The organism is Celeribacter halophilus (assembly GCF_900114135.1).
Lineage (GTDB): Bacteria > Pseudomonadota > Alphaproteobacteria > Rhodobacterales > Rhodobacteraceae > Celeribacter > Celeribacter halophilus.
The window spans coordinates 94429-119536 of the sequence record NZ_FORY01000007.1; the positions used below are offsets into that span (position 1 = coordinate 94429).

Annotated in this window: 26 protein-coding genes; 12 read left to right on the top strand and 14 right to left on the bottom strand. The window is 60.3% G+C overall.

Annotated elements, in window-relative coordinates:
* Nucleotides 1-73 precede the first annotated feature (73 nt).
* From BM152_RS09040 to BM152_RS09050, 3 genes are read left to right on the top strand one after another with little or no spacing between them, the layout of a single operon-like run.
* Complete coding sequence (locus BM152_RS09040) at nt 74-1279, top strand: NAD(P)/FAD-dependent oxidoreductase (RefSeq protein WP_066604467.1); 1206 nt, start codon at nt 74-76, stop codon at nt 1277-1279.
* The gene (rsmD, locus tag BM152_RS09045; protein WP_066604464.1) at nt 1279-1839 is read left to right on the top strand and encodes a 16S rRNA (guanine(966)-N(2))-methyltransferase RsmD; all 561 of its coding nucleotides are present in this window, start codon (nt 1279-1281) and stop codon (nt 1837-1839) included. Before BM152_RS09040 ends, rsmD begins: the two co-directional genes overlap by 1 nt.
* Nucleotides 1836-2483, top strand: a complete 648-nt coding sequence (locus BM152_RS09050) for an HAD family hydrolase (RefSeq protein ID WP_066604457.1) — start codon at nt 1836-1838, stop codon at nt 2481-2483. The genes rsmD and BM152_RS09050 overlap by 4 nt, the downstream gene beginning before the upstream one ends.
* A gap of 119 nt (nt 2484-2602) precedes the next feature.
* On the opposite strand, the gene BM152_RS09055 is transcribed toward BM152_RS09050, so the two are convergent.
* The 3 genes from BM152_RS09055 to sfsA form a co-directional block, all read right to left on the bottom strand.
* Nucleotides 2603-3700 carry a TRAP transporter substrate-binding protein gene (locus BM152_RS09055; protein WP_066604455.1) on the bottom strand — a complete coding sequence of 366 codons (1098 nt, stop codon included), beginning with the start codon at nt 3698-3700 and terminating at the stop codon, nt 2603-2605.
* A gap of 154 nt (nt 3701-3854) precedes the next feature.
* Nucleotides 3855-4694: a type I methionyl aminopeptidase gene (gene map / locus BM152_RS09060; protein ID WP_074914157.1), complete on the bottom strand. Its 840-nt coding sequence runs from the start codon at nt 4692-4694 to the stop codon at nt 3855-3857.
* Nucleotides 4695-4769: 75 nt separating this feature from the next.
* Nucleotides 4770-5462, bottom strand: coding sequence for a DNA/RNA nuclease SfsA (sfsA, locus tag BM152_RS09065; RefSeq protein ID WP_066604450.1), 693 nt, complete (start codon nt 5460-5462; stop codon nt 4770-4772).
* Between the two features lie 161 nt (nt 5463-5623).
* Here sfsA and BM152_RS09070 point away from each other — a divergent pair, with 161 nt between their 5' ends.
* The 3 genes from BM152_RS09070 to BM152_RS09080 are packed head-to-tail and all read left to right on the top strand — an operon-like array spanning nt 5624 to nt 8029.
* Nucleotides 5624-6364, top strand: a complete 741-nt coding sequence (locus BM152_RS09070) for a competence/damage-inducible protein A (protein ID WP_066604448.1) — start codon at nt 5624-5626, stop codon at nt 6362-6364.
* Entirely contained in the window at nt 6351-7058 is a 708-nt protein-coding gene (locus tag BM152_RS09075) for a GNAT family N-acetyltransferase (protein ID WP_066604443.1), read from the top strand. Before BM152_RS09070 ends, BM152_RS09075 begins: the two co-directional genes overlap by 14 nt.
* Before the next feature lie 11 nt (nt 7059-7069).
* Entirely contained in the window at nt 7070-8029 is a 960-nt protein-coding gene (locus BM152_RS09080; protein WP_066604440.1) for an OmpA family protein, read from the top strand.
* Nucleotides 8030-8070: 41 nt separating this feature from the next.
* On the opposite strand, the gene BM152_RS09085 is transcribed toward BM152_RS09080, so the two are convergent.
* From BM152_RS09085 to BM152_RS09105, 5 genes are all read right to left on the bottom strand, one after another.
* Nucleotides 8071-8976, bottom strand: coding sequence for a LysR family transcriptional regulator (locus BM152_RS09085; protein WP_066604438.1), 906 nt, complete (start codon nt 8974-8976; stop codon nt 8071-8073).
* 213 nt (nt 8977-9189) lie between these two features.
* Nucleotides 9190-11208 (bottom strand): oxidoreductase, encoded by a 2019-nt coding sequence (locus BM152_RS09090; protein WP_066604433.1) that lies wholly within the window; start codon nt 11206-11208, stop codon nt 9190-9192.
* 100 nt (nt 11209-11308) lie between these two features.
* Nucleotides 11309-11695, bottom strand: a complete 387-nt coding sequence (locus BM152_RS09095) for a hypothetical protein (RefSeq protein WP_066604428.1) — start codon at nt 11693-11695, stop codon at nt 11309-11311.
* Between the two features lie 14 nt (nt 11696-11709).
* Nucleotides 11710-12483: a DUF6478 family protein gene (locus BM152_RS09100; RefSeq protein ID WP_066604423.1), complete on the bottom strand. Its 774-nt coding sequence runs from the start codon at nt 12481-12483 to the stop codon at nt 11710-11712.
* 108 nt (nt 12484-12591) lie between these two features.
* Complete coding sequence (locus BM152_RS09105) at nt 12592-13248, bottom strand: hypothetical protein (protein ID WP_158527950.1); 657 nt, start codon at nt 13246-13248, stop codon at nt 12592-12594.
* Nucleotides 13249-13438: 190 nt separating this feature from the next.
* Between BM152_RS09105 and BM152_RS09110 the strand changes: the two genes are divergently transcribed.
* The 3 genes from BM152_RS09110 (at nt 13439) to BM152_RS09120 (ending at nt 16665) form a co-directional block, all read left to right on the top strand.
* Nucleotides 13439-14350 (top strand): CPBP family intramembrane glutamic endopeptidase, encoded by a 912-nt coding sequence (locus BM152_RS09110; protein ID WP_074914129.1) that lies wholly within the window; start codon nt 13439-13441, stop codon nt 14348-14350.
* A 78-nt stretch (nt 14351-14428) separates the two neighbouring features.
* Complete coding sequence (accD, locus tag BM152_RS09115) at nt 14429-15394, top strand: acetyl-CoA carboxylase, carboxyltransferase subunit beta (RefSeq protein WP_066604413.1); 966 nt, start codon at nt 14429-14431, stop codon at nt 15392-15394.
* Nucleotides 15395-15429: 35 nt separating this feature from the next.
* A complete protein-coding gene (locus tag BM152_RS09120; RefSeq protein WP_066604724.1) occupies nt 15430-16665 on the top strand; it encodes a bifunctional folylpolyglutamate synthase/dihydrofolate synthase in 1236 nt (411 codons plus the stop codon).
* 47 nt (nt 16666-16712) lie between these two features.
* Here BM152_RS09120 and zapE read toward each other — a convergent pair whose 3' ends face one another.
* Entirely contained in the window at nt 16713-17798 is a 1086-nt protein-coding gene (zapE, locus tag BM152_RS09125; protein WP_066604410.1) for a cell division protein ZapE, read from the bottom strand.
* Between the two features lie 111 nt (nt 17799-17909).
* Between zapE and BM152_RS09130 the strand changes: the two genes are divergently transcribed.
* Nucleotides 17910-19163, top strand: a complete 1254-nt coding sequence (locus BM152_RS09130) for an MFS transporter (protein ID WP_066604405.1) — start codon at nt 17910-17912, stop codon at nt 19161-19163.
* Here the strand turns inward: BM152_RS09130 and BM152_RS09135 are convergent.
* The 3 genes from BM152_RS09135 to mbfA are packed head-to-tail and all read right to left on the bottom strand — an operon-like array spanning nt 19155 to nt 21241.
* On the bottom strand, nt 19155-19775 hold the full coding sequence (locus tag BM152_RS09135; protein WP_066604403.1) for an HAD family hydrolase: 621 nt from the start codon (nt 19773-19775) through the stop codon (nt 19155-19157). The genes BM152_RS09130 and BM152_RS09135 overlap by 9 nt on opposite strands.
* Nucleotides 19772-20230, bottom strand: a complete 459-nt coding sequence (locus tag BM152_RS09140) for a YaiI/YqxD family protein (RefSeq protein ID WP_066604400.1) — start codon at nt 20228-20230, stop codon at nt 19772-19774. Before BM152_RS09140 ends, BM152_RS09135 begins: the two co-directional genes overlap by 4 nt.
* A gap of 33 nt (nt 20231-20263) precedes the next feature.
* The gene (gene mbfA, locus BM152_RS09145; RefSeq protein ID WP_066604397.1) at nt 20264-21241 is read right to left on the bottom strand and encodes an iron exporter MbfA; all 978 of its coding nucleotides are present in this window, start codon (nt 21239-21241) and stop codon (nt 20264-20266) included.
* 245 nt (nt 21242-21486) lie between these two features.
* On the opposite strand from mbfA, the gene BM152_RS09150 reads away from it, so the two are divergent.
* Entirely contained in the window at nt 21487-22110 is a 624-nt protein-coding gene (locus BM152_RS09150) for a TetR/AcrR family transcriptional regulator (protein WP_066604394.1), read from the top strand.
* A gap of 291 nt (nt 22111-22401) precedes the next feature.
* Nucleotides 22402-22755, top strand: coding sequence for a DUF2794 domain-containing protein (locus tag BM152_RS09155; protein ID WP_066604392.1), 354 nt, complete (start codon nt 22402-22404; stop codon nt 22753-22755).
* Nucleotides 22756-22786: 31 nt separating this feature from the next.
* On the opposite strand, the gene BM152_RS09160 is transcribed toward BM152_RS09155, so the two are convergent.
* Nucleotides 22787-23614, bottom strand: coding sequence for a C40 family peptidase (locus BM152_RS09160; protein ID WP_066604388.1), 828 nt, complete (start codon nt 23612-23614; stop codon nt 22787-22789).
* Complete coding sequence (locus tag BM152_RS09165; protein ID WP_066604386.1) at nt 23611-24993, bottom strand: leucyl aminopeptidase family protein; 1383 nt, start codon at nt 24991-24993, stop codon at nt 23611-23613. Before BM152_RS09165 ends, BM152_RS09160 begins: the two co-directional genes overlap by 4 nt.
* Nucleotides 24994-25108: the final 115 nt, after the last annotated feature.

A 25108-nucleotide genomic window follows, 5' to 3' on the forward strand; every position in this document is an offset into this window, starting at 1 on the left:
TGTTCCTCTGTGCGTTGTCATTCTGTCTCTCCACGATATAGGGTCAGCGCGTTTCACGACCAGAGGAAAGATCATGAGCCACTTCATCGTCATCGGGGCCGGACAGGCCGGTCAAAGCATTGTCACCACTCTGCGCGGCCAAGGGTTCGACGGCCGGATCACTCTGATCGGGGATGAACCGGCTCCGCCCTACCAGCGCCCGCCCCTGTCGAAAGCCTATCTTCTGGGAGAGATGGAACTGGAGCGCCTGTTCTTGCGACCGGAAAGCTATTACGCAGACGAGAACATCACCCTGCGCACTAATGCCAAGGTCACCGGCATCGACCCGAAGGCCAAAACCGTGTCCATCGGGGATGAGGTGTTGAGCTATGACAAGCTCGCGCTGGCCACCGGCTCCGCCCCGCGCCTGCTGCCCGCCGCCATTGGCGGAGAGCTTGAGGGGGTCTACACCATGCGGACGCTGGCCGATGCCGATGCGATCGAACCGGAGTTCCGCGAAGGGGCCTCTGTGTTGATCGTCGGCGGCGGTTATATCGGGCTGGAAGCGGCGGCTGTGGCCTCGAAAAAAGGGCTCAAGGTCACGCTCGTTGAAATGGCCGACCGGATTTTGCAGCGCGTTGCCTCGAAAGAAACCTCGGACTATTTCCGCGCTTTGCACAGCTCCCACGGCGTTGACCTGCGCGAGGGCGTGGGGCTTGTCAAACTGAGCGGAGACGGTCGCGTGAAGACCGCAGACCTGACCGATGGCACCACGCTGGACGTGGATTTCGTCATTGTCGGCGTCGGGATCATCCCCGGCACGGAGCTGGCCGAACTGGCCGGACTGGCGCTTGAGAACGGGATCAAAACCGACCTGCATGGCGCGACCTCGGACCCCGATATTTTCGCGGCGGGCGATTGTGCCTCTTTCCCGCATGAGGGTGTGCAGATGCGTCTCGAAAGCGTTGGAAATGCCATTGACCAAGGGGCCGTGGTGGCCAAGAACATGCTCGGTCAGGATGTGATCTACACGCCGAAACCGTGGTTCTGGTCCGATCAATATGATGTCAAACTCCAGATCGCGGGGCTTTCCACCGGTCACGATCAGGTCGTGATCCGCGAGGGCGACGGGACGCGTTCGCATTGGTATTACAAGGACGGGCAACTGATCGCCATCGACGCCATCAACGATCCGCGCGGCTATATGGTCGCCAAACGTCTGATTGAAAGCGGCAAGACCGCTGATCCGGACAAGGTGGCCGACCCATCAACCGATCTCAAACAGTTGATGCGCGGCTGATGCGGATCATCGCGGGAGAGTTTCGCGGGCTGGCGCTGGCCTCTGTCGGCAAGGGCGATGCGGGGGCGCATTTGCGTCCGACCACGGATCGCGTGCGCGAAAGCCTGTTCTCTGTTCTGACCGCTGGCAAATATGGGGATGCGGTGACGGAGGCCCGCGTGCTGGACCTGTTCGCGGGCACCGGCGCGCTGGGGCTGGAAGCGCTCTCGCGCGGGGCGGAATGTGTCACCTTTGTCGATGACGGGCGCAAGGCGCAGGGGTTGATTGCCGAGAACATCAGGAAATGCCGTGCCGAGACGCGTTGCACCCTGATGCGCGCCGATGCCACGCGCCTGCCAGCCAATCCGTCCGCGCCCTATGATCTGGTCTTTCTCGATCCGCCCTATGCCAAGGGGCTTGGCGAAGTCGCCATCGCCGCGGCTCTGGCGGGAAACTGGCTGACGCCCCGCGCCCTTGTGGTCTGGGAAGACAGCGCCGCCATCACCCCGCCTGACGCGCTCGCCCTTTTGGACACGCGCAAATATGGCGACACGAAAATCAACTTTCTGGAGCCAGCATGACTGTAAAAGCCGTAATTTTCGATTGCGACGGGGTGATTGTGGACAGTGAGCCGCCTTTGCTGGAGTTCCTGCAAAAGGACTTCGCGCGGTTCGGTCTCGACATCTCGATCCATGAGCTTGAATCGAAATATGTCGGGGGCACAATGGCGCGGGTCGGAGAGCGTGCCCGCGAAGCCGGAGCGGCCCTGCCGGACAGTTGGATTGACGAGGTCTACCCCCGCGTTTTCGAGATGCTCGGCGCGGGTGTGCCGCTGATCGACGGGGTTGAAGCCGCCTTTGATGCGCTGGACGCGGCGGGCATTCCCTATGCGGTCGGCTCGAACGGACCGATGGAGAAGATGGATGTGACGCTTGGGGCCCATCCTGCGGTCTTTGCCCGTCTCAAAGGTCGCATCCATTCAGCCCACACCTATGGCACGGCCAAGCCGGCCCCCGATCTGTTTCTGATCGCTGCAGAGCATCTCGGCGTTGCGCCAGAGGGCTGCGCGGTGATTGACGACAGCACCTCCGGCTGTATCGCCGCGCGGCGGGCGGGCATGAAATGTTTCGGGTTCGATCCTCACGGCGATGGCGCACGTCTCATTGCCGAAGGGGCCGAGCATCTTGCGGATATGCACGATCTGCCCGCGCGCCTCGGGCTGTAACCTCGGGCTGCAAGCCTGCGCGAGGCGCACCCGATACGCACACTCAATATGCAAAAGGGCCACCCGAAGGCGGCCCTTTTTCACATCTCATAACACGATTCACACCGCAGTCCGGCCAGTTACCGGATGCGATCTTGCGACAGATGCGCGGCAGAGGCCCCGCGCGTGTCAATCCACGGCTGGCGCTCCATCGCCTCGGCCACCATCGCCTTCACATCCGCCACAAGAGCAGCCCCGTCATAGCCTTTGGCCGTCATCTCGGCGCTCCAGTCGCTTACGACCTCATCACCCACAGCTTTGAGCCTCGCGGTCTCCTCCGCGCTCAACACGGCAATCTCATTGTCGGTCTGCGCAATCACCCGCAGCCCGTCTTCGTCGCCCAGATCATAGGCCGCACCCGACCATTGCGAGGCCAGAAGGCCGGAGTTCCGGTCGATCACCGCCTTGAGATCATCGGGAAGGCTGTCGTATTTCGCCTTGTTCATCGCCCAGATGAAATAGAGATTGTAAAAGGCCGTGTCCCCCGCAACATCCGTATGGCTGTCGGTCAACTCGTCGAGCTTCAGGGAGGGGGCCATCTCATAGGTAATCATGCCGCCATCCAGAACGCCCTTGGCCAGAGCTTCGGGAAAGGCAGGCACAGGCATCCCTACGGGGACCGCGCCCAGCTTATCGAGCAACAGGGTCGAGGTCCGCGTCGGTGCGCGCAGTTTGAGGCCCTGAAAATCCTCCATAACCTCCAAAGCCGCGCCCTTTTTATGCACCAGCCCTTCGCCATGCATATGCGCGGCCAGAAGGTGCACGTCCTTGAAATCATCCAGCAGATATTTCTGGGTAAAATTCCAAGCGGCCACAGAGGCCAGTTCGCCCGATTTGGGCATCAGGAACGGCAGTTCCAGCGCCTCGGTTTCGGGAAAACGTCCCGGCTGATAGCCCGGAACCACCCAACCGCCATCAATCGCGCCATCGCGGATCAGGTCATATTGGTCGGAGGCTTTGCCGCCCAGCTGCATGAGCGGATACATCTCAATCTTGATCCGCCCGCCACTGTCTTCCTCGATCTTCCTGACCCAAGGCTCCATGAAATAGATCGGAGCCCCGGAGTTGGGCGAAACGAAATGTTGGAAACGAAGTGTCACATCCTGCGCGAAAGCGGTGGTGGCAACACAGAAAATGGCAGCACCCGAAAGCGCCGCCCGCAAAAGGGTCGATGTCATTGGTGTCCCCCTAAGGCCCGCCAAGGTTCGGCGCTCGGACAGGCCTGCGTGAGTGCCGTTGGACAGGGGCAAGCGTGCCGCAAGTCAGCCGAAACGGCAAACTGCCCTTGTTCTAGTGGGGGAGATCACGTCTGGCAAGAAAACTTGCGCGCGCTCAGACCTTCACAGTGGGATAGTAGATGTCACCCGGCGAAAGCGTAAATATCTCGCAACCGGTGGCCGTCACGCCGATGGAATGCTCGAATTGTGCCGAGAGTTTCTTGTCCTTGGTGATCGCAGTCCATTCGTCGCGCAGCACTTTGGTCTCCGCACGGCCCAGATTGATCATCGGCTCGATGGTGAAGAACATGCCCTCTTCCAGAACCGGCGCTTCATCCCCCGGACGGCGATGCGGGACATAGTGCAGCACATTCGGCGGCGCGTGGAACACACGGCCAAGCCCGTGACCGCAGAAGTCGCGCACGACAGACATGCGGTTCTTGTGGGCATGTTCCTGAATCGCACGGGCGATGTCGTCGAACGTGTTGCCCGGCTTGACCTGTTCAATGCCGAACATCAGGCAGTCATGGGTGACCTGCACCAGACGTTCCGCGAATTTCTTGGGCTGGCCGACGAAATACATCCGGCTCGTGTCCCCGAACCAGCCATCCTTGATGACCGTCACGTCGATGTTGATGATGTCACCATCGAGGAGCGTGTCATCCTTGTGGCCCGGAATTTTCGCACCGGGGATGCCGTGGCAAACCACATGGTTGGTGGAAATGCAGGAGGCGTGTTTGTAGCCCTTGTAGCCGATGGTCGCGGACGTGGTGCCAAGCTCGGTCACGCGACGCTCGATAAAAGCGTCAATCTCGCCCGTGGTCGCGCCCGGCACGACAAGAGGGCCGACCTCGTCAAGGATCTGTGCCGCAACAGCCCCTGCCGCGTGCATGCCGGCGAAATCGGCATCCTCGTAAATTCGAATTCCGTCTTTGGTAATGCGGCCGCGATGCATCTCGTCCAAGGGTCCACTCCGTTCTCTTTGGCCCCGATATAAGGGGTTCGTCGCAAAAGGGCCAGTGCCGCGGTGTCACATCTGTTGCAAAGGTCTGGGCACAAAAACGACCTGCTGCGGCGTGATCTCGACACCGAAGACCATGATCTCGACACCAGCGGCGCGGGCGTCGGCCTCGGCCTGCGCATAGGTCGGATCAATGTCGGCAGCGGGTTTGAAGCGTGTGCAATCATCGCGCGAGACCAGATAGAGCATCACGGCGCGTTCCCCTGCGGCGACCCGATCGGCCAGAACGGACAGGTGCTTGGACCCGCGTGCAGTTTTCGCATCCGGAAATTCGGCCAGCCCCGCAGAGCGCGAGAGCGTCACGGATTTCACCTCCACCCAGATCGGATGTCCGTCTTGCGTCACCAGAAAATCCGCCCGCGAATTTTCCCCGTATTTGACCTCCGCACGCACATCGCCCGCAAGCCCCGGCACAGCGCCCGACAAAAGGGCCTCTTTCACCACGCGGTTGGCGATACCGGTATCGACCACCACATTTGCCTGTTCCAACTCGACAATCCGCAGCCCGTATTTCAACTTCTTTTTCGGGTCGTCATTGGGTTCGACCCAGACCTTCGTGCCTTCCTCTGCCAGCCCCATCATCGAGCCGGGGTTCGGGCAATGCGCCGTCACCTCCCGCCCGTCTTCGAGGCGAATATCCGCGAGGAAGCGTTTGTAGCGACGTAAAAGCGTGGCGGGGATCAGGTCTGTTTGAAAGCGCATGGGCCGAGGAGTAAAGCCTTTCGCGCAAAACGTGAAGCGCCGTCGGGACGGGACAGGACACAAGACCGGCCCCTTTTGGCAAGGTTTTTCTCCAAACCGGATTCAGCTTTCACAAAAAAAGCATTATATCCGAGGGGACAGCCGCTCAAGGAGGGCGCGAGATGACCAGTAAAAACCCAACAGCCGCAATTCTCACTATCGGGGACGAAATCCTCTCCGGTCGCACCCGCGACGCGAATATGTATCACCTCGCAGGCGAATTGACCCGCGCGGGGATTGATCTCAAGGAAGCGCGTGTGGTGTCCGATGATCGTGCCGCGATTGTGGAGGCCGTCCGTGCGTTGTCTGCGAAATACACCCATGTGTTCACCTCCGGCGGGATCGGGCCGACCCATGACGACATCACCGCCGATTGTATTGCGGAGGCCTTCGGGCGCACCATTGACGTGCGCGACGATGCCAAGGCGCTTCTGAGCGCGCATTACGAAGGGCGCGGCGTGGAATTCAATGACGCGCGGATGCGCATGGCGCGTATTCCCGAAGGGGCGGTCCTGATCGAAAATCCGGTGTCCATCGCGCCGGGGTTCTCGGTCGAGAATGTGCATGTCATGGCAGGTGTGCCGAATATCTTTTCCGCCATGGTGGCGGGGCTTTTGCCGACGCTCACCGGTGGCAAGCCCTTGCTGTCGCAAACCTACCGCATCAACCGCCCCGAAAGCGCGGTCGCTCAACCTCTAGGGACGTTGGCGGAGAAATATCCGGCGCTGTCGATGGGGTCTTATCCTTTTGTTCAGAACGGAGCCTATGGCACCAATATCGTGATCCGCGGACAGGACGGGGCCTTGGTCGAAGCCGCGATGATGGAACTGGCCAAACTGTTCCCTGCCGATGAACAGGGCTGAGCTTTTCCGCGCCTTCGAAGCAACATGGCCGGCTGCGCGTTGTGAGCGCATCGGCCCTTTCACCTATCGCGAAGGCGCGGGGGGCGGCAGTCGCGTGTCCGCTGCGACTTTGGAGGGGGCGCTCTTTGATGCGGCGCTGGACAACATTGAAGCGCGGTTTGCCCAAGACGCCCGCCCTGCCCTGTTCCAGATTCGCAGCGGGGAAGACGCCTTTGACGCCATACTCGAACAGCGCGGCTACCGCATGTTCGATCCAGTCGCCTGTCTCACCGCCCCCGTGGAACGGTTTGCCGCCCCGAAGCCCGAAGACGGCTATGTCGGCTGGCCACCCACCGCGATCCAGTGCGAAATCTGGGCCGAGGGCGGCATCACGGCGGCGCGGGTCGATGTGATGCGCCGAGCGCCGGAGCCGAAATGCAGCCTGCTCGGGCGGTTGGGCGACATGCCTGCGGGCACGGCCTTCGTCGGGCTGCACGGTGAAATCGCGGTGCTGCACGCGCTGGAGATTGCCCGCCCCGCACGACGCCAAGGGCTTGCCCGTGCGATGATGGGGCTGGCGGCAGATTGGGCGCGCCGGAACGGTGCCACGCAGCTCGCCCTGCAAGTGACCCGCGACAATACGGCGGCGCTTGCGCTCTATTCTTCGCTTGGAATGGAAGAGGCGGGGCACTACCACTACAGAACCAACTCTTAAACCGGACCCTCATGACCTTTTCGCTTCGCCTTGCCCTGTGCCTGCCCACACTATTTTGCGGTCTTATCTGTGCCGGTCACGCACAGGCGCGCGATCTGTTCGGGCTGGAGCTGCCCGGAGCGGCGAGTGAAACCGGACGACATAGCGAGGCGGCCTCTGCCGAGCCTTTTCCGGTTCGGGCCTATCAAGGCGTTGATACCCCCCGCATTATGGCCGAAGGCGATATCGAGCGCGTGGCCTATCGCCTCACGGGCACCTCTCTGACCAGCTATCAGATGATCTCTCCGCTTCGCGAACAGTTGGAAGCGCAAGGCTTCGACATTCTGTTTACCTGCGCCGATACGGTCTGTGGCGGGTTTGATTTCCGCTATCTTCTGGACCTGTTGCCGGAACCTGCGATGCATGTGGACCTCGGGGATTATCAATATCTTGTGGCGCAGGACGACAGCGAGCGGGTGGTCTCGATTCTGACCAGCCGCGCACCGACCTCGGGCTTTATGCAGATCACCACGGTTGTCCCCACGGACGCGCCACCCGTCGAACTGACACCACCGGACAGCACCGAGATTTTGCCACAGCTTGCACAGCCAACAGGCGCGCTGGCCACACAACTGGAAAGCCGCGGGCGTGTGGTGCTAGGCGATCTGGCCTTTGACACAGGCGCGGCCACGCTTGGCGACGGTCCCTTTGCCTCGCTGCAAAGGCTTGCCTCCTATCTCATGACCCATCCCGAGGTGCGGATTGTTCTGGTCGGGCATACGGACAATGTCGGCGCACTCGACAGCAACACCGCCCTGTCGCGCAAACGCGCCCAATCGGTGCGGCAACGCCTGATTTCCCGCTACGGCGTGTCCTCCGCCCAGATCAGCGCCGAAGGCATCGGCTATCTTGCGCCGCTTGTGTCCAATGGCACCGAAGAAGGGCGCGACCAAAACAGAAGGGTCGAAGCGGTAATCGCCTCGACCCAGTAAGGCTTGCGCCCTCTCTTCCACGAGAATTCAAAAGCGGTGATTCACCACTTGTCCGGCCCTTTGTCGGCAAAGGAATGGACGAGAAAATCAATAAACGCGCGCACTTTCGGCTGGGTAAACCGCCCCGGCGGATAGACGGCATAAATGCCTTGGGTCTCTGCCGGAAGCTCCGGAATGGCCTCGACAACCAGACCTTGATCCATCGCATCGGCGTAGAGAAAGGACGGCAGATAGGCGATCCCAAGACCGGAGATACAGGCGTTGAGCAAGGATTGCCCGTCATTCACTGTGAGCCAACCTGCGGTGCGGACCTGCCGCTTTTCACCGGACGGGGCCGTGAGCTTCCAGACCGCGCCGTTCGACTGGTTGGAATAATGCAGCAGCTTGTGCTCGTTCAGGTCATCAATCTTTTGCGGGCGACCGAATTTTTCAAAATAGGCAGGCGCACCGACCATGCGCTTGGTGGTCTCGGTCAACTTGCGGGCGCGCAGGGTGCTGTCTTCCAGCTCGCCGATACGCACAGCCATGTCGAACCCTTCGGAAATCAGTTCCACATACCGGTTGTTGAGCACCATATTCACAGTGATGTCGGGAAATTCGGAAAGGAACTCCCCCAACACCGGCGAGAGGTGATTCACGCCGAAATCCGTGGCCACAGAAATGCGCAACAGGCCGGACGGCGCGGATTGCATCGAGGTCACAAGCGCGTCGGCCTCACCCGCGTCATTGAGCACGCGGCGGGCGCGGTCATAATAGGCCAGTCCGATCTCTGTCGGTGACACGCGGCGCGTTGTGCGGTTGAGCAGACGTGCGCCAAGACGTGCCTCAAGCGCGGAAACATGTTTGGAAACGGCGGATTTGGAAATCCCCATCTTCTTGGCTGCATCCGTGAAACCGCCCTGATCCACAACCGTGGCGAAGGCTTCCATTTCAGTCAGTCGATCCATTTAATCTTACCTACCATCTTGGCCCCAATGCGATCGGGTATGTCACGCAATTCAGGCAAGAATGGGGAGGGCGGGAGACAATAGCATGGTCTTTCGCGAATAGTGTTGTTTCGGGAAACGCGGCAATGGGCGCAACACAGGTGGAAACACGGGCGAAAATGCCCGCCGGATCATGCCTCCGGCGGGAGTATTTTATGCAGCAAAGGAAACAGGTTAGAGCGAAGCCGCGAGGCGGGCACCCTGATCTATGGCACGTTTGGCGTCGAGTTCGGCAGCCACATCCGCCCCGCCGATGACGTGACAGGGCTTGCCTGCCGCTTCCAGCGCATCGACAAGGCTGCGCTCGGAAAGCTGGCCTGTGCACAGAACGATGGTATCCGCTTCGATCAGCTGTGGCGTGTTGTCTTTGGTGATCCACAGCCCTTCGGGCACAATGCGGTCATAGGAAACGCCGCCCATCATTTTGACCGCTTTCATCTGAAGCGTTGCGCGGTGGATCCAGCCGGTCGTCTTGCCCAGACGTTTGCCGGGTTTCTCGGCCTTGCGCTGCAACAGGGTGACTTGGCGTGCGGGCGGTTCGGGGTGCGGACCTTCGGGGGAGAGGCCGCCGCGATGTTGGACGGGATCGGTGATGCCCCATTCCTCTTTCCACTCCGACAGGTTGAGCGTCGGGCTGTCGGTGGTTGTCAGATATTCTGCCACATCGAAACCGATGCCACCCGCCCCGATCACGACGACACGCGGGCCCGCCTCGCATCTGCCGCGCAGCACGTCGATATAGGTGACGACATTGCCATGATCCTTCTGGCCGGGAATCTCCGGATCGCGCGGGACCACGCCTGTGGCGAGGATCACCTCATCGAACGGAGCCAAAAGATCGGCGGTTGCCTCGGTGTTCAGGCGCAGGTCGATGGCGGAGCGCGCGACCATTGTGGTGAACCAGTCAACGAGGCCGATGAATTCCTCCTTGCCCGGCACTTTTTTGGCCATGTTGAGTTGGCCGCCAAGCTCACCGGACTTGTCGAACAGCGTCACCTTATGGCCGCGCTGGCTGGCGACCAGACCAGCCATGAGACCGGCAGGCCCTGCGCCGACAACGGCGACGGTTTTCGGCTGGCCGATTTGCGTGTAGCTCAATTCGGTTTCGTGGCAGGCGCGCGGGTTCACCAGACAGGAGGTGAGCTTGCCCGAAAACGTGTGGTCAAGGCAGGCCTGATTGCAGGCGATACAGGGCGCGATTTCGTCGGCCTTGTCGGCCATGGCTTTCGCCACGAAATCGGGATCGGCCAGAAAGGGGCGCGCCATAGAGACCATGTCGGCGCAGCCATCGGCCAGCACATCCTCGGCCACTTGCGGGTGGTTGATGCGGTTCGAGGTGATAACGGGGATCGCCACCTCGCCCATCATGCGTTTCGTCACCTCGGCGAAAGCCGCACGCGGCACAGAGGTGGCAATCGTGGGCACGCGGGCTTCGTGCCAGCCGATGCCGGTGTTGAGAATCGTCGCACCGGCTTTCTCGATCTCTTTGGCAAGCTGCACGACCTCGTCCCATGTCGAACCGTTCGGGATCAGGTCGATCATGGAGATGCGGTAAATGATGATAAACTCGGGACCAACCGCAGCGCGACAGCGTTTGACCACCTCAATGGCAAACCGCATCCGGTTTTCATAAGAGCCGCCCCACGCGTCCTCGCGGCGGTTTGTGTGGGTCACGAGGAACTGGTTGATCAGGTAACCTTCGGAGCCCATGACCTCGACACCGTCATATCCGGCCTGTTTGGCGCGGGCGGCGGCGGTGGCATAATCCGCGATCTGTTTCTCGATGCCTGCCTCGTCAAGCTCTGTCGGCTTGAACGGCGAGATCGGCGATTTGATCGCGGAGGGAGCCACGCATTGGGGACCATAGGCATAGCGGCCCGCGTTGAGGATTTGCATTGCGATCTTGCCGCCTTCGCGATGCACCCGATCCGTGACCATACGGTGGTTGGCGATGTCCTGATCCGTGAAAAGACCGGCCGCGCCCGGATAGACGCCGCCTTCGACATTGGGGGCCATGCCGCCGGTGACGATCAGCCCGGCGCCGCCCTTGGCGCGTGCGGCATAAAAGGCGGCAACGGCCTCCCAGTCCCCGCGCTCTTCGAGGCCGGTGTGCATCGACCCCATAAGGGTCCGGTTGCGCAATGTGGTGAATCCCAGATCGAGCGGTGCCAGCAGATGCGGATAGTGGGTCATGTCGTGTGCCTCCCTTTGCTGCATCAAAATGCGCAGTCGCGGGAAGGATGTCACCCGAAACGCGGCGTCAGATCAGAACAAGGATGTACGCGGACAAGCACTAGTGGCTGCCGGTCTCGACACAATGCCGCCGGAAGGCGCGTTTGAGCAGGTCCAGTTCCTGACGCAGCAAATCCATTTCCGCGCGAATATCCTCCGACAGACCTTCGCCCGCGATCATCGACAGCGAATTGAGGACACGGCCCGTCTCGCGCTCCGTCATCAGAAAGGTCTGCACCCCGTCATTGATCATCTCGGAGGGCACGACGAAGCGGAAGAACCAGACACCATCGCGTTCGGGGTCTTCGGTCAGCGTGTGACCCTGAACCGGCTGGTCGAGATAGGTCACTTCGATCTCCGGCAAGTCGGTCGCCGTGTCGGGCACATAAAGCTCGCCCTCCCAGATTCCCGCCTGAAGCCGTGTCTTAACCAGTGTCACCTCATCCATCGCATCAGTCTCCCTCAAAGTTCCGCGCGCGGACGGCGCGACAGGGTCAGGTCCCGAATGAACACCTGATTCATTTCGGGGCCTTCAAAAATCAGATCAATCCAGATTTTCTCAACACGTTTCTCGTTGAGCTTCGTATAGGCCAGATCAAATTCGACATAGCCTTCGTCCGTGTGCAGCGGCAGCTCGCGCACCACCTGCTCCATATTCGGGCCGTGTTTCACATTGAACCGTGCGAAAATCTCAAGCTCTTTCTCAAGGTCCACCGTATAATCCAGCCGCACCAGATGGCGGCGGCTCAACCCGTCGCAGGCATCCTCGGGCAGTTCAATTGACAGCGACAGGAAAGAGCCGTCGAAACGGAACACCTCAAGGCGCAGGCCGAAGGGGGCGAGGTCTTCTTCGGATGAGTTGCGGACCTGTCGGTAGGTCAGTTCGGAGATCTGGCAATCGTGATAGAGCGTAGCCTCAGAGCCGATCTCCGTCTTTGACGGCACGGCAGAGGCCCCCTGCCGCGTGATCGGACCCCGCCACAGTTCGAGCCGATAGGACCAATCCGTATACAGCGGCAGTTGCATCGCATTCGAGCCGATCAGAGGCAAGGCGAGGCGACCGTCGGCCACGAAAAGAAACCGGTCGATTTCCCAGCGCAACGCCCGCGCCTGTCCACGCAACCGCCGCAGCGCACGCAAAGACAAAGACTCGGCCATATTCGCACGCCGCGCCCAGCGCCGGATCGAGAGGGTATTGAACCGTTTTTCAATCTGATTTCTGAGGCGACGCAGCATTTCGCAACCTTTTCTTACTCTTCAGGGTCTTACTTATGGCGAACACAGGTTTCTACTCAACAAACACTCGAAGAATCCAGAGTTTGGTTCCTTTTGAGCAACAGTATCTCAAGATTGCCTGCGATTGCGGCGCTCAAGGTCGGATACGAACCGTTCAAGCAAGCTATGCAACCGGTCCGAAGACATGGGCGCTTCTGCAAAAGGTGTTGCGGTGACGGTGACAAGACGCCCGTTGAGGACAAAAAGCGCACGCCAGTATTCATCCCCCTGCCCCGCAAGCATGGTCGGTGCCGTGTCGCGGGCATGGAGCCAGAGGTGCGTCGCATCCACACCGCTCTCGATCAAAGTCACCGTGCTGGCAGAGCCGCTGCGCGACAGGGCCTTGCGTCCGGTTTCGGAATTAAAGAATGCCTCCACGCTCGGCAGGTCCAGCGGCTCTCCTTCGGCCAGAAGGCCGGAGACCGACAAGGTCAGAACAGCGGTTTTGCCCTTGAGCGCGGGATTGTGACCGCCGCTCAACCCTGTGCAATTTCCCAAAAGCGCAAAGCCGCCCTCCGCACTGTCGCGCACCGAGTCGGGATCGACGCAAAAGCCGGACGGTCCGGCCACGGTGATACCTGTTGCGGGCAAGATGACGGTGCGAGGCGCACGCGAGACGCTACCGGAGCCTCCGGTCAAACCCGCTGTGTCCAGCGTGCAGGCCGAAAGCATCATGAGAATCACGGGAATCCATACCGCCCGAAACACCGTTTTCATCATGACCATGACCTCTCCGAACACTTGTCACACGCCCGACCGGCGCACCATTTGGCAGGGCATACAGGGCTTGCCCGCGGCTTCCAAGCCACCAGATGGCGACGGATTGCCCCCATCGGCAAAATCCCGCGCTTTCGCCCTCCGCTTTCCCTTCAGTCATGGTCATGCTATCGCTCGAAAAACGCTGTCCGAGGGCCCCATGAGCCGCAATTCCACTCCTGTGCCACAACACCCTTATGCGCCGATCATCGCCTCCGCCATGCGCAAGCCCGAGCTTTGGCGCGTCGGCATGCTGATTCTCGGCGGCATTGTGATCACCACCATCCTGACCCCTTTGTTCCTTGCCGTGATCGGTGTGATTGCTCCCAATCTGCTGCCGTTCCAGAACGGCCCGCGCGGGGTCATGGTGGGCGCAACGCCGGGCGGGATGTTCACCATCCTTTCCAGCTTTGCCATGCTGGCCTTTGGCACGATCTTTCTGGCGAAACGGCTCCACAACAGAGGGCTGCGCGATCTGACCGGTCCCGCTGCCACCATGCGCGCGCAATTTCGCGTCACGCTGAAATGGATTGCAGGGTTTACGGTTCTGACCTTTTTCCTGCCGTGGGATGGAGGTGCAGAGCCCGTGGCGAACCTGTCGTCTGCGATGTGGTTGTTCTGGCTGCCCTTCGCGCTGCTCGGGCTAATGGTGCAGGTCACGGCAGAAGAACTGTTTTTTCGCGGCTATATGCAAAGCCAGATCGCCGCTGCCACAGGATCCTATCCGCTGGGGATCGCCGCCTCTGCCGTGTTCTTCGGGCTGGCCCATATGAACGGCTCCTATGAGGGGATGGCGGCGGTGTTTCCGGTGATCTGGGCGATGGGGTTTGGCCTTCTGGCAGGAGATCTGACCATGCGCTCCGGCACGATCGGCCCCGCCGTGGCGCTTCATTTCATCAACAACCTGCCTCCGATCCTGCTGTCTCCACAACAGGACATGATGTCGGGGTTCGGCCTTTTCGTGCAGACCGAAGACCCCAGCACGCTTCTGTCCGACCCGAAGGTGATGGTGTTCCAGACGCTTCTTTTGTTCACAAGCTGGCTTGTCGCCCGTCTTGCGATCAGGCGCTGATTGCAATTCATCGGCAAGAGGCTTATCTGAAGCCTGAATTAACGCAACGTCCGCAACGTAATGTCCAAAGGCCCGCGCATGAACTGGATCTCGAACTACGTCCGCCCGAAGATCAATTCGCTCTTCTCCAAACATGACACGCCAGACAATCTTTGGACCAAGTGCCCTGAGTGCGGCACCATGCTGTTCCATCGCGAATTGACGGAAAACATGAACGTCTGCACCAACTGCGACCATCACATGCATATCACCCCGCGCGCGCGGTTCTCCGCGATGTTCGACGGGGGGATTTTCTCCGAGGTCGCGGTGCCGGACCCCATCGAAGACCCGCTGAAATTCCGCGATCAGAAAAAATATCCCGACCGGATGAAAGCCGCGCAGAAGGCCACTGGCGAAAAAGAAGCCATGCTGGTCGCCGAGGGCGAAATCGGTCGCACCCCTGTTGTGGCCGCCGCGCAGGACTTTTCCTTTATGGGCGGGTCGATGGGCATGTATGTGGGCAATGCCTTCATTGCAGGCGTCGAGCGTGCAATCGAGCTGAAACGCCCGTTCATCATGTTCTCCGCCGCAGGTGGCGCACGGATGCAGGAGGGGATTCTCTCCCTGATGCAAATGCCGCGCACCACGGTTGCCATCGAAATGCTCAAAGAGGCCGGTCTGCCCTATATCGTGGTGCTCACGCATCCGACCACGGGCGGGGTGACGGCCTCCTACGCGATGCTGGGCGACATCCATATTGCCGAGCCCAACGCGCTCATCTGTTTTGCCGGTCCACGCGTCATCGAACAGACGATTCGCGAGAAACTGCCCGAGGGCTTCCAACGCGCCGAATACCTGCTCGACCACGGGATGCTCGACCGCGTGACCGACCGCCGGAAGATGAAAGACGAGCTGGTCACCATCCTGCGCATGTTGGGCGGTATGTCTCCGGCTGTGGCTGGCGACCTGCCCGCCCCCGAACCTGTGCCGGAAACGGCCTCTGACGACACCACAAATTCCCCGGCTGCGGGTGACACACCTCCGGCCGAGGACGCGAAGAAGTGACAGACCAGAATTCCGACATCATCCTCGACCGGCTGATGTCCCTGCACCCCAAGATCATTGATCTTGTTCTGGATCGGGTTTGGCGTCTACTGGACGCTCTGGATCACCCCGAACGCAAACTGCCGCCCGTGATCCATCTCGCGGGCACCAATGGCAAGGGCTCCACACAGGCGATGATCCGTGCGGGGCTTGAGGCGGCGGGCAAACGTGTTCACGCCTATACCTCCCCCCATCTGGCACGATTTCACGAGCGTATCCGTCTTGCCGGTGCGTTGATCTCCGAAGACGCGCTCATGGAAGTTCTCGAAGAATGTGAACGCGCCAATGGCGGCGCGCCCATCACCTATTTCGAGATCACCACCGTGGCCGGACTTCTGGCGATGGCACGCACTCCGGCGGATTATACCTTGCTCGAAGTCGGGCTTGGCGGGCGACTGGATGCCACCAATGTGGTGGAAAAGCCGGAACTGACCATCATCACGCCGATCTCCATCGACCACACGCAATTCCTTGGCGAGACGCTGGCGGAGATTGCCGCCGAGAAGGCCGGTATCATCAAACGCGGCGTGCCCTGTGTTGTCGGCCCGCAACCGGACGAAGCCCTTGAGGTGATCGAAGCCACCGCAGCCCGCCTCGGCGCACCCTTGTTGCGCTACGGCCAGGAGTGGCATGTGTGGGAAGAGCGCGGGCGACTGATTTTTCAGGACGAACACGGGCTGCGCGACCTGCCCCTGCCACGGCTCATCGGCCACCACCAGATCCTCAACGCAGGCGCGGCCATCGCGGCGCTGCGTCATCTGGGCTATGACGATGCCGCTTTCGAGGCGGCGCTGACCGATGCCTATTGGCCCGCACGGATGCAGACGCTCAAGACCGGCCCGCTTGTCGAGGCCGCACCTGACGCGGATTTGTGGCTGGATGGCGGGCATAACCCCGCCGCCGGGGAAGCTCTGGCCGAAGCGCTGGACCGCCTTCCGCCGCGCCCGACCTATATGGTCTGCGGTATGCTCAACACGAAAGACGTCAGCGGCTATCTGCGCCCGCTCAGACGGCATACAGAGCGATTGATCGCCGTGTCGATCCCTGATTCACAGGCCACGCTCTCTGCACAGCAGACTGCGGATTTTGCCCGTGGAGAAGGCTTCAACGCCATTGAGGCCGACAGTGTACTCACCGCCGTGCGGACCATCGTGGCCGACAATCCGCAGGCGCGTATCCTGATCTGTGGCTCGCTCTATCTGGCGGGGCATGTGCTTCAGACCAACGGCTGACGACACTTAAGGCGCATGACAACGCCCTCCGGCGAAAGGCTGAATACTCAGCTTTTCGCCTCAGCACCCCAATCCTTGTCCTGCATTTCGCGCAGACGGGACGCGGTGCGCTCGAATTCAAAAGCCCCTGCGCCCTCGTTATAAAGCCGCTCCGGCTCGTCAACAGCGGTGCAAACGGTGCGCACCTTGGCCTCATACAGCGCATCGATCAGGGTGACAAAGCGCTTCGCCTCGTTGAAATTTCCGCGTGTGAGGCGGGGAATGTCTTCGAGGATCAAAAGCTTCACAGCCTCCGCAATCACAAGGTAATCCCCCGGCCCGAACATCTGGCCACACAGGTCCCAGAAGGTCGCCCGCGCGATGCCGTTGTGAAACTTCGGCAAGACAACATCGCGGCCCTTGACCTTGAGTGTCAGCTTTTCCGACGCCCCACCGGTCAGGTCGTTCCAGATATCGTCAACCGTCGCCCGCACATCGGCGGTCACCGGATGGAAATAGACCGGCGTTCCCGTCAAACGGCCCTGCCGGTAATCGACGGGCGAGTGGAGGTGGTGCACCCCCAGCTTTTCCTTGATCAACTCGATGAAGGGCAGGAACAACTGCCGGTTCAGACCGTCCTTATAGAGATCGTCCGGCACACGGTTCGACGTGGTGACCACCGTCACGCCATTGGCAAACAGCCCCTCGAACAAGCGCCCCACAATCATCGCATCCGCAATGTCCGTGATCTGCATCTCGTCAAAGCACAGGAGTTTGATCTCATGGGAGATTTTATCGACAATCGGCGCAATGGAATCCGCAACACCGGCTTTGCGGGCCGCGTTGATCCCATCCTGCACCTCCTGCATGAAGGCATGGAAATGCACCCGCCGCGATGGCACAGGCGAGTGATCGTGGAACAGGTCCATCAGCATGGATTTGCCACGTCCGACGCCGCCCCACAAATACAGCCCCCGCACTGCTTCGGGCTTTTTACGCCCGCCAATAAGCGACAACAGCCCTTTTTTCGTCGGCTGCTGGGCAAGTTCGGAGCGCACGCGCTCCAGCATTGGCAAAACCGTCTCTTGCGCCGGATCGGCGCGGAGCGTGCCGTCGGCCACACGGGCCGCATAGATATCCATCAACGTTGTCATAAACCGTTCCTACTGCGCCAGCGCGCATAAGGAAAGATGATGTGAAACATCTTCATCATTCGATTGACCGAAACCACCGTTTCGGAGAAAGGTCGGGCAAAGGAAAACAATATGTCCCACGCACGCGCCCCTCTCATCACACCGGTTCTGATCGCCGGCTGTGTCGTCATCGTCATCAGCTTTGCGATCCGCGCCTCCTTTGGCGTGTTCCAAATCCCGATTGCCGCCGAATTCAACTGGCCGCGTGCAGAATTCTCTCTGGCGATTGCGATCCAGAACCTGTTCTGGGGCATCGGGCAACCGCTTTTCGGCGCTTTGGCTGAAAGGATCGGGGACCGCAAGGCGATCATCCTCGGCGCACTGGTTTATGCGGCAGGTTTGGTGCTGTCCTCCATGGCCGTCACGCCGGAGGCCCACCAACTCTATGAAACGCTTGTGGGGTTTGGCATCGCAGGCACCGGATTTGGTGTCATCCTCGCGGTTGTGGGACGCGCCTCCTCTACCGAGAACCGCTCCATGTCGCTGGCGATTGTGACTGCGGCAGGTTCAGCGGGGCAGGTCTTTGGTGCGCCTCTGGCCGAATGGATGCTGGGCTTCATGTCATGGCAGAATGTCTTCTTGGCCTTCGCCGTCGCTGTTCTGGCCTCCCTTGCCGTGCTGCCGATGATGCGCAGCCCTGAAACCGCCAGCAAGGCCGAACTGGAAGAAAGCCTCGGCACCATTCTGGGCAAGGCCTTTCGTGACCCGACCTATACGCTGATTTTTCTGGGGTTCTTTTCCTGCGGCTATCAGCTTGCCTTTATCACCGCGCATTTTCCGGCGCTTGTGACCGAGATGTGCGGCGCGATTGATCCGTCCGGCACCTTGGCCGCTCTGGGCGTGTCATCGACCTCCACGCTGGGCGCGGTGTCCATCTCCCTGATCGGGTTGGCCAATATTGGCGGCACGCTTCTGGCGGGATTTCTGGGCAACCGGTTTTCAAAGAAATACCTGCTGGCCGGAATCTACCTTGGCCGGACTTTCGCTGCAGCGCTGTTCATAGCCCTACCAATCACGCCCACATCCGTGCTGGTGTTCTCGGTCGTCATGGGAGCTTTGTGGCTGGCAACCGTGCCGCTGACCTCCGGCCTTGTCGCGCATATCTACGGGCTGCGCTATATGGGCACACTCTACGGGATTGTGTTTTTCTCCCACCAGCTCGGAGCCTTTCTGGGCGTCTGGCTCGGCGGGCGGCTTTATGACCTTTACGGCGATTACACGATGGTCTGGTGGATCGGTGTCGGCATTGGTGCGTTTTCGGCCATCGTGCATTTGCCGGTGAAGGAAATTCCCCTCGGCCAACGCGCGGAGCGGGCCTTAGGCTAGATCTTCGGCGCTCAAAAGCCCTTCTGCGACCAGACGTTTGCCCCAGCCTTCCGGCCCGTCGAACAGATGGGTCTGCCAGCCGCGCGAGGCCGCCATGTCGAGATTCTCCTGCCGGTCATCGGCAAAGAGCAATCTCTGCGGCGGGATTTTGCAATCGGCCTCGACCATCTCATAGATCAACGCATGGGGTTTGACACAGCCCATCCGCCCCGAAACATAGCGCCGGTCAAATTCCGTCAGAAACGGATAGCGGGTTTCGGCAAACTCGAAACTCTCGTTCCCGAAATTCGTGAGCGCAAAGACAGGCACGCCCTTGGCCCGCAAAGCACGCAGGAGCTTGATGGAACCGGAGATCGCCGGTTGCGCCATCTTGATCCAGTCGAAATACCACATCAGGATTTCATCTTTGAACTCCGGATATTGCGCGGCACAAGCCTCAATCGTGGCGCGGAAATCGTGGCCCTGATCGACCAGATCGTTCATGGCGTGCAGATCAACCGTCTCGAACATGGCCTTGCGGCGGGCCTCGCCAATGACAGCATCGTAATGCCGCTCCGGCTGCCATTCGATCAACACGTTGCCGATGTCGAAAATCACCGCATCAATCGTCATGTCGCATCCCTTTTTGCGGCCTGCACGGCGCGTTCCAGAGCATCAAGAAAGCGCGAACGATCCGCCTTCGAGAAGGGCTTTCCGCCGCCTTGGCGGAACGGATCGGCAGCGCGCAGGTCATACATCAGATCACGGGTCGCCAGAGCATTGCCGATGTTGGACGGCGTGAAGGCTTCCCCGTCATGTTTGAGTGTCCGCGCCCCCGCCTCGACGGTTTTCGCGGCCAATGGAATGTCGCCAGTGACCACCACATCGCCACGCCCCGCATGATCCGCAATCCACATATCGGCCACGTCCGGCCCATCCGGCACGAACACCAGCTCGACATAGGGATTGGGAGAGGGCCGCAGCCCGCCATTGCAGACCAGCAAACACTGGATTTTATGCCGCGTGGCGACTTTTTCCACCTCCGCTTTCACAGGGCAGGCATCGGCATCGACATAAATCTTGGTCACGGCATCCGTCTTTTTCTTGGTAACACCACGTCATCAGCCACCGCCGATGAGCACCCCCGCAGCGAACACCAGAGCGCCGCCGAACACAACCTGAAATGCCGCGCGCATAAAGGGCGTATTCATGTATTTCTTTTGAATCCACGCAATCGTCCACAGTTCGACAAACACGACGACCATCGCGATGATGGTCGCGGTCCAGAAATGCGGGATCAGATAGGGCAGAGCATGACCCAACCCGCCCAGCGTTGTCATCACGCCCGAGGCAAGGCCACGCTTGAACGGAGAGCCGCGCCCAGACAGTTCACCGTCATCGGAGGCCGCCTCGGTAAAGCCCATCGAAATCCCCGCACCTACAGAGGCCGCAAGACCGACGAGGAATGTCGTATGGGTGTTCTGCGTTGCAAAGGCCGTGGCGAAAATCGGCGCCAAGGTGGAAACCGATCCATCCATCAGCCCCGCCAGACCCGGCTGGACCCAAGTCAGAACAAACTGACGGTGGGCAGTCTTTTCTTCCTCGCTGCGGGTCTCGTCATCCAGATGCTCTCCTTCCAGCTCGGAGGCCCGCCGGTCATGTCCGGCCTCGGCTGCGGCCAGCCGTCCGAGAAGCGCGCGTGTGTCGGCGTCCTGCGTGCGTTCTGCCGCCTTGAGGTAAAAAGACTCTGCCCCCTTTTCCATCGCGTGAGTTTCTTCGCGAATACGCTCAAGCCCGAGGTTTTCCACCAGCCAGACGGGATTACGCGCATAATAGCCGGAAACATGCTCACGCCGGATGAGCGGGATCACATCCCCGAACCGGCGCTTGTGCAGGGAGATCAGGGCTTCGCGGTGGCCGTCTTCTTCCTCGGCCATACCTTCGAAGATTTTCGCACTGTCCGGAAAGTCCGCCCGAAGATGCTCTGCATATTGACGATAGATACGCGCATCGTCCTCTTCGGAAGAAATCGCCAGCGCGATGATTTCCTGTTCGCTCAAATCCTTGAAGCGTTTTCGATTTGCGATGACCGGGAGCATGTCTGCCTCTGAATTAGAATGGTTCTAATCTAGTAAAGCCTGTTGATTTTCGCAACCATCAAATCACCTCCATGCGTCCAGTCAATCAATCCTTGCACAGCTAAACTGCTTGGTTTAGTTATCTCGCGACCCTCGCGGTCAAAATCGACATCCCTGTCGAGCACTGGGCGGGCCTTATGGGCCTGCCTTTTTTATGGCATCAAGGGTTGCGAAGGCACTAAGGTCACACCAGAGGATTATCAGGTATGATACAGAACACGTCCCGCATCAAAAAAGGCCGGAAATTCGATCAGGTGATCGCAGGGGCCCGCACCGTTTTCCTGCGGGACGGGTTCGAAGGGGCCTCGGTTGACGACATTGCCCGCGAGGCTGCGGTGTCGAAAGCCACGCTCTACAGCTACTTCCCCGACAAGCGCGTGCTGTTTCTGGAAATCGCCGCACTGGAAACACGGCGGCAGGCCGATGCCTTCGAAGAGCGAATCGACGACACCCACCCGCCCGAAGTGGTGCTACCGACCGCCGGACGAAAAATCCTCGATTTCCTTCTCTCGGATTTTGGCATCGCGGTTTTTCGCATCGCCGTAGCCGAAGGCGAACGCTTCCCAGAGATCGGTCATAAATTCTACGACAGCGGGCCAAGGCTCGTCAAAGACCGGCTTTCGCAATATCTCGCCAGTTGGGTCGCACAGGGGGCGCTTACGATTGATGATGTGGAACTGGCCGCAGAACAGTTTGTCGAACTGTGCAAAGTGCGTCTGATCCCGAAACGTCTTTTTCAGGGGCCAAGTGCGCCAGACAGCGCAGAACGCGACAAGATCGTTGAAAGTGCCGTTGCGCTGTTTCTCGCCTGCTACGGAACCCGCCCTTAAAATCCTGCTCTCTATATCGGGCAAAGGAAAAGCCGAAACAGTCATCCTGTCCCGGCCTTACAAGTTGTTTTCGAGCGAGATCCCCGGCGTCGCGAACTGGGTGGGGGCTGTTAAACCGCGACACCGGGGCAAAGCGTTCTCGCTCTAACACCTGTTTTGCCCTTTGATCCGGGCTAAATGAGGAAGCAATAAAGAAATAAGTCGGACCATATTGCGCCCAAACTAAGGCAGCACTCTCCCGCAGGTGGAGTTTTCTTGATTTGTGCGCCCGTTCCCGCCAAGCTGGGCCCCATGACGATACAAACGCCAACGCCCTTTCCGGGCCAGCCACACACCTCCCAGCCTGACAAGGTTGCCTTCAACCGACTGGAGCTGGGCGCCATCATGGGGCTTTACGGACGGATGGTCGCTGCGGGCGAGTGGCGTGACTACGGCATGTCCTTTCTCAAGGATGTCGCCGTGTTCTCCGTCTTCCGCCGCACCGCCGAACACCCGCTTTATCGCATCGAAAAACGCCCCAAGCTGCGCGGCAAACAGGGCATGTATGCGGTGATTGGCATGGACGGGCAAATCCTGAAACGCGGCAGCGACCTGCGAGTCGTGTTGCGAATCCTTGAGCGCAAACTGATCCGCGCCGTCGAGTGACCCGTTTCAAAACCTCCGAAATTTCACGCCCTTACAGCCTGCGATGCGCGGTCACTGGACCGTCACCCTGCGCCTCGATCCGCGAAATCGCCCGCGCTATCGGCTCGTAAGACACGGCCATGTGATGGGCATTGGCATGGATCAGAACCTCATGATCCACGCAAAGCGCCACATGGCCTTTCCAGAACAACAGATCGCCGCGCTGATAGCCGCCGGTTGCCGCAGCACCCAGTTCCGTCTGCATGTCGCTGTCTCCCGGACAGGCAAGACCACAGGCCAGAAATCCCGCCTGCGTCAGACCGGAGCAATCAATGCCAAAGGCAGAATTCCCGCCCCAGAGATAGGGCGTGCCGAAAAACAACTGCGCAATGGTCACAGGGTCGGAAAACGGACGTTCGATCGGACGGACATGCGCTTTCGGGACAAACCCCGTCTCCGTGCCATCGCCGGTCGCGATCTCCATAAATTTGTGCCGCTCATCCACGACACGCACACGAGACCCGAAGGAGAGGCTTGTCACTTCTTCGGCCTTGAACGACTCCGTCAGGTAGAGATGGGTGGCGCGCACGGAAATCAGATGGGTCGCGGTTTGCACAGGCTCCAGCGCCGTCTCTTCGACATAACCGACATAGCCATCCCGCTGCGCCACCCCAAAGGCCCAGCCGTCGCGGCGCTCCAACACGTCAAAACCTTCGCCCCAAAGAAGCTGGCGGTCACGTTTGCCCGCCGGCTGCGCCCGAAGATTGGCCACGGGAACGGCAACACTGGCGGGAGTCGGGGTCACAATGTCCTGCCCGTCAGAGGCAAAGCCCTGCATGGCAACACGCGCATTGGCGGGGGTCAGGCGGCGATCACTCATAGGCTCAACAACTCCGGCAAAGCGGCCAGAATCGCGCGCGCGCCTTGCCCGACACCGCCTTTCGGACGGGCGGGATTGGCAGAGGGGTTCCAGCCGTAAATGTCAAAATGCATGTAGCGCGGGGTTTCCGTCACGAACCGACGCAGGAACAATGCCGCCGTGATCGAGCCGGCCATACCGCCTGAAGGCGCATTGTCGAGATCGGCGATTCCGGGTTCAATCATGGTCTCGTAAGGCTCCCAATACGGCAGTTGCCAAACCGGGTCGGCAACTCGCGCTCCGGCCTTGGCCACAGTGGCGGCGTCGGAAGCATCGGTGGCAAAATAGGGCGCGATATCCGGCCCGACCGCAACCCGCGCGGCCCCTGTCAACGTCGCCATAGAGATCACCAGATCACTCGGCGTCTCATCAGCCAGCGCCAAAGCATCGGCCAGAACCAATCTCCCTTCGGCATCCGTGTTGTTGATTTCAACGGTCAGCCCCTTGCGCGAGGTCAGAATATCCTGCGGGCGGAAGGCCGAGCCATCAACCGCATTCTCCACCGCAGGGATCAACACGCGTAGCTGCAACGGCAAGCCTAGCGCCATGATCATCTTCGCCAACCCCAGAACCGTAGCGGCCCCGCCCATGTCCTTTTTCATAAGGCCCATAGAAGCACCGGGTTTGAGGTTGAGCCCCCCCGTGTCGAAACAGACCCCTTTGCCCACCAGCGTCAGGACCGGCCCCGTGTTGCCCCATTGCATATCAATCAAACGCGGTTCTCGGGGCGAGGCCCGCCCGACGGCGTGGATCATCGGAAACCCTTGCGCCAGCAACGCATCACCGGTGGTCACACTGATTTTGGCGGAATAGCTGTCGGCCAGATCCCGCGCGGCGGCTTCCAGTTCTGCCGGCCCCATGTCATTGGCCGGCGTGTTGATGAGATCCCGCGTCAGCGCCTCTCCTGCGGCAATGGATTCAAGCCGCGCTGCATCAACCCCCTCCGGCGCAACGAGTTCCGCCTCGGAAGAAGATTTATTTGCATATTTGTCAAAGACATAACCGGACAAAAGCCAGCCCAGAAGCTGTTCTTCCAGCGCCTCTCCGGTCACATCGGTCTCAAGGTGATACACCCCCTTAGGCAGGGCCGCACGCACGGCCCCCAAGACGAAGCGCGTCCGCTTGCGCTCTTTCTCCGTGCCCAATCCGGCCACAGCGCCCGCAATGCCGCTTGCGCCGGGAAATGTGCAGAAACTACCCGCTCCGGCAGAAAACCCTTGGGCACGCACCCATTGCGCTTGAGCCTCGTCAAGGTTTGACAGCGTTGTTTCAAGCTGCTCGGGCGTGATCAGATAAAGCGGCAGGGACGCAGGGTCAGCGGCGGCAAAGGAAAGTGGCATAAGTTCAGGCCTTTCTTGACTGTTGCGCCAAGAGTAGCGCAACTGATGCCACCTGCAAGCCGGTTCGGTCACGCGGTCACTTCACCGTGACGCCACCCCGCCTCCCGACCCACCA

What these genes read in the sequence shown, in the direction of transcription:
- BM152_RS09135 (WP_066604403.1), bottom strand. Translation starts at nt 19,775, where the DNA reads ATGACGATTGATGCGGTGATTTTCGACATCGGCAACGTGTTGATCGAA.
- zapE (WP_066604410.1), bottom strand. Translation starts at nt 17,798, where the DNA reads ATGACAACGTTGATGGATATCTATGCGGCCCGTGTGGCCGACGGCACG.
- BM152_RS09105 (WP_158527950.1), bottom strand. Translation starts at nt 13,248, where the DNA reads ATGGTCATGATGAAAACGGTGTTTCGGGCGGTATGGATTCCCGTGATT.
- BM152_RS09055 (WP_066604455.1), bottom strand. Translation starts at nt 3,700, where the DNA reads ATGACATCGACCCTTTTGCGGGCGGCGCTTTCGGGTGCTGCCATTTTC.
- BM152_RS09095 (WP_066604428.1), bottom strand. Translation starts at nt 11,695, where the DNA reads ATGGATGAGGTGACACTGGTTAAGACACGGCTTCAGGCGGGAATCTGG.
- BM152_RS09100 (WP_066604423.1), bottom strand. Translation starts at nt 12,483, where the DNA reads ATGCTGCGTCGCCTCAGAAATCAGATTGAAAAACGGTTCAATACCCTC.
- BM152_RS09080 (WP_066604440.1), top strand. Translation starts at nt 7,070, where the DNA reads ATGACCTTTTCGCTTCGCCTTGCCCTGTGCCTGCCCACACTATTTTGC.
- mbfA (WP_066604397.1), bottom strand. Translation starts at nt 21,241, where the DNA reads ATGCTCCCGGTCATCGCAAATCGAAAACGCTTCAAGGATTTGAGCGAA.
- BM152_RS09130 (WP_066604405.1), top strand. Translation starts at nt 17,910, where the DNA reads ATGTCCCACGCACGCGCCCCTCTCATCACACCGGTTCTGATCGCCGGC.
- rsmD (WP_066604464.1), top strand. Translation starts at nt 1,279, where the DNA reads ATGCGGATCATCGCGGGAGAGTTTCGCGGGCTGGCGCTGGCCTCTGTC.
- BM152_RS09070 (WP_066604448.1), top strand. Translation starts at nt 5,624, where the DNA reads ATGACCAGTAAAAACCCAACAGCCGCAATTCTCACTATCGGGGACGAA.
- BM152_RS09090 (WP_066604433.1), bottom strand. Translation starts at nt 11,208, where the DNA reads ATGACCCACTATCCGCATCTGCTGGCACCGCTCGATCTGGGATTCACC.
- BM152_RS09155 (WP_066604392.1), top strand. Translation starts at nt 22,402, where the DNA reads ATGACGATACAAACGCCAACGCCCTTTCCGGGCCAGCCACACACCTCC.
- BM152_RS09085 (WP_066604438.1), bottom strand. Translation starts at nt 8,976, where the DNA reads ATGGATCGACTGACTGAAATGGAAGCCTTCGCCACGGTTGTGGATCAG.
- accD (WP_066604413.1), top strand. Translation starts at nt 14,429, where the DNA reads ATGAACTGGATCTCGAACTACGTCCGCCCGAAGATCAATTCGCTCTTC.
- BM152_RS09165 (WP_066604386.1), bottom strand. Translation starts at nt 24,993, where the DNA reads ATGCCACTTTCCTTTGCCGCCGCTGACCCTGCGTCCCTGCCGCTTTAT.
- BM152_RS09110 (WP_074914129.1), top strand. Translation starts at nt 13,439, where the DNA reads ATGAGCCGCAATTCCACTCCTGTGCCACAACACCCTTATGCGCCGATC.
- BM152_RS09050 (WP_066604457.1), top strand. Translation starts at nt 1,836, where the DNA reads ATGACTGTAAAAGCCGTAATTTTCGATTGCGACGGGGTGATTGTGGAC.
- BM152_RS09120 (WP_066604724.1), top strand. Translation starts at nt 15,430, where the DNA reads ATGTCCCTGCACCCCAAGATCATTGATCTTGTTCTGGATCGGGTTTGG.
- BM152_RS09040 (WP_066604467.1), top strand. Translation starts at nt 74, where the DNA reads ATGAGCCACTTCATCGTCATCGGGGCCGGACAGGCCGGTCAAAGCATT.
- BM152_RS09150 (WP_066604394.1), top strand. Translation starts at nt 21,487, where the DNA reads ATGATACAGAACACGTCCCGCATCAAAAAAGGCCGGAAATTCGATCAG.
- BM152_RS09075 (WP_066604443.1), top strand. Translation starts at nt 6,351, where the DNA reads ATGAACAGGGCTGAGCTTTTCCGCGCCTTCGAAGCAACATGGCCGGCT.
- sfsA (WP_066604450.1), bottom strand. Translation starts at nt 5,462, where the DNA reads ATGCGCTTTCAAACAGACCTGATCCCCGCCACGCTTTTACGTCGCTAC.
- map (WP_074914157.1), bottom strand. Translation starts at nt 4,694, where the DNA reads ATGCATCGCGGCCGCATTACCAAAGACGGAATTCGAATTTACGAGGAT.
- BM152_RS09160 (WP_066604388.1), bottom strand. Translation starts at nt 23,614, where the DNA reads ATGAGTGATCGCCGCCTGACCCCCGCCAATGCGCGTGTTGCCATGCAG.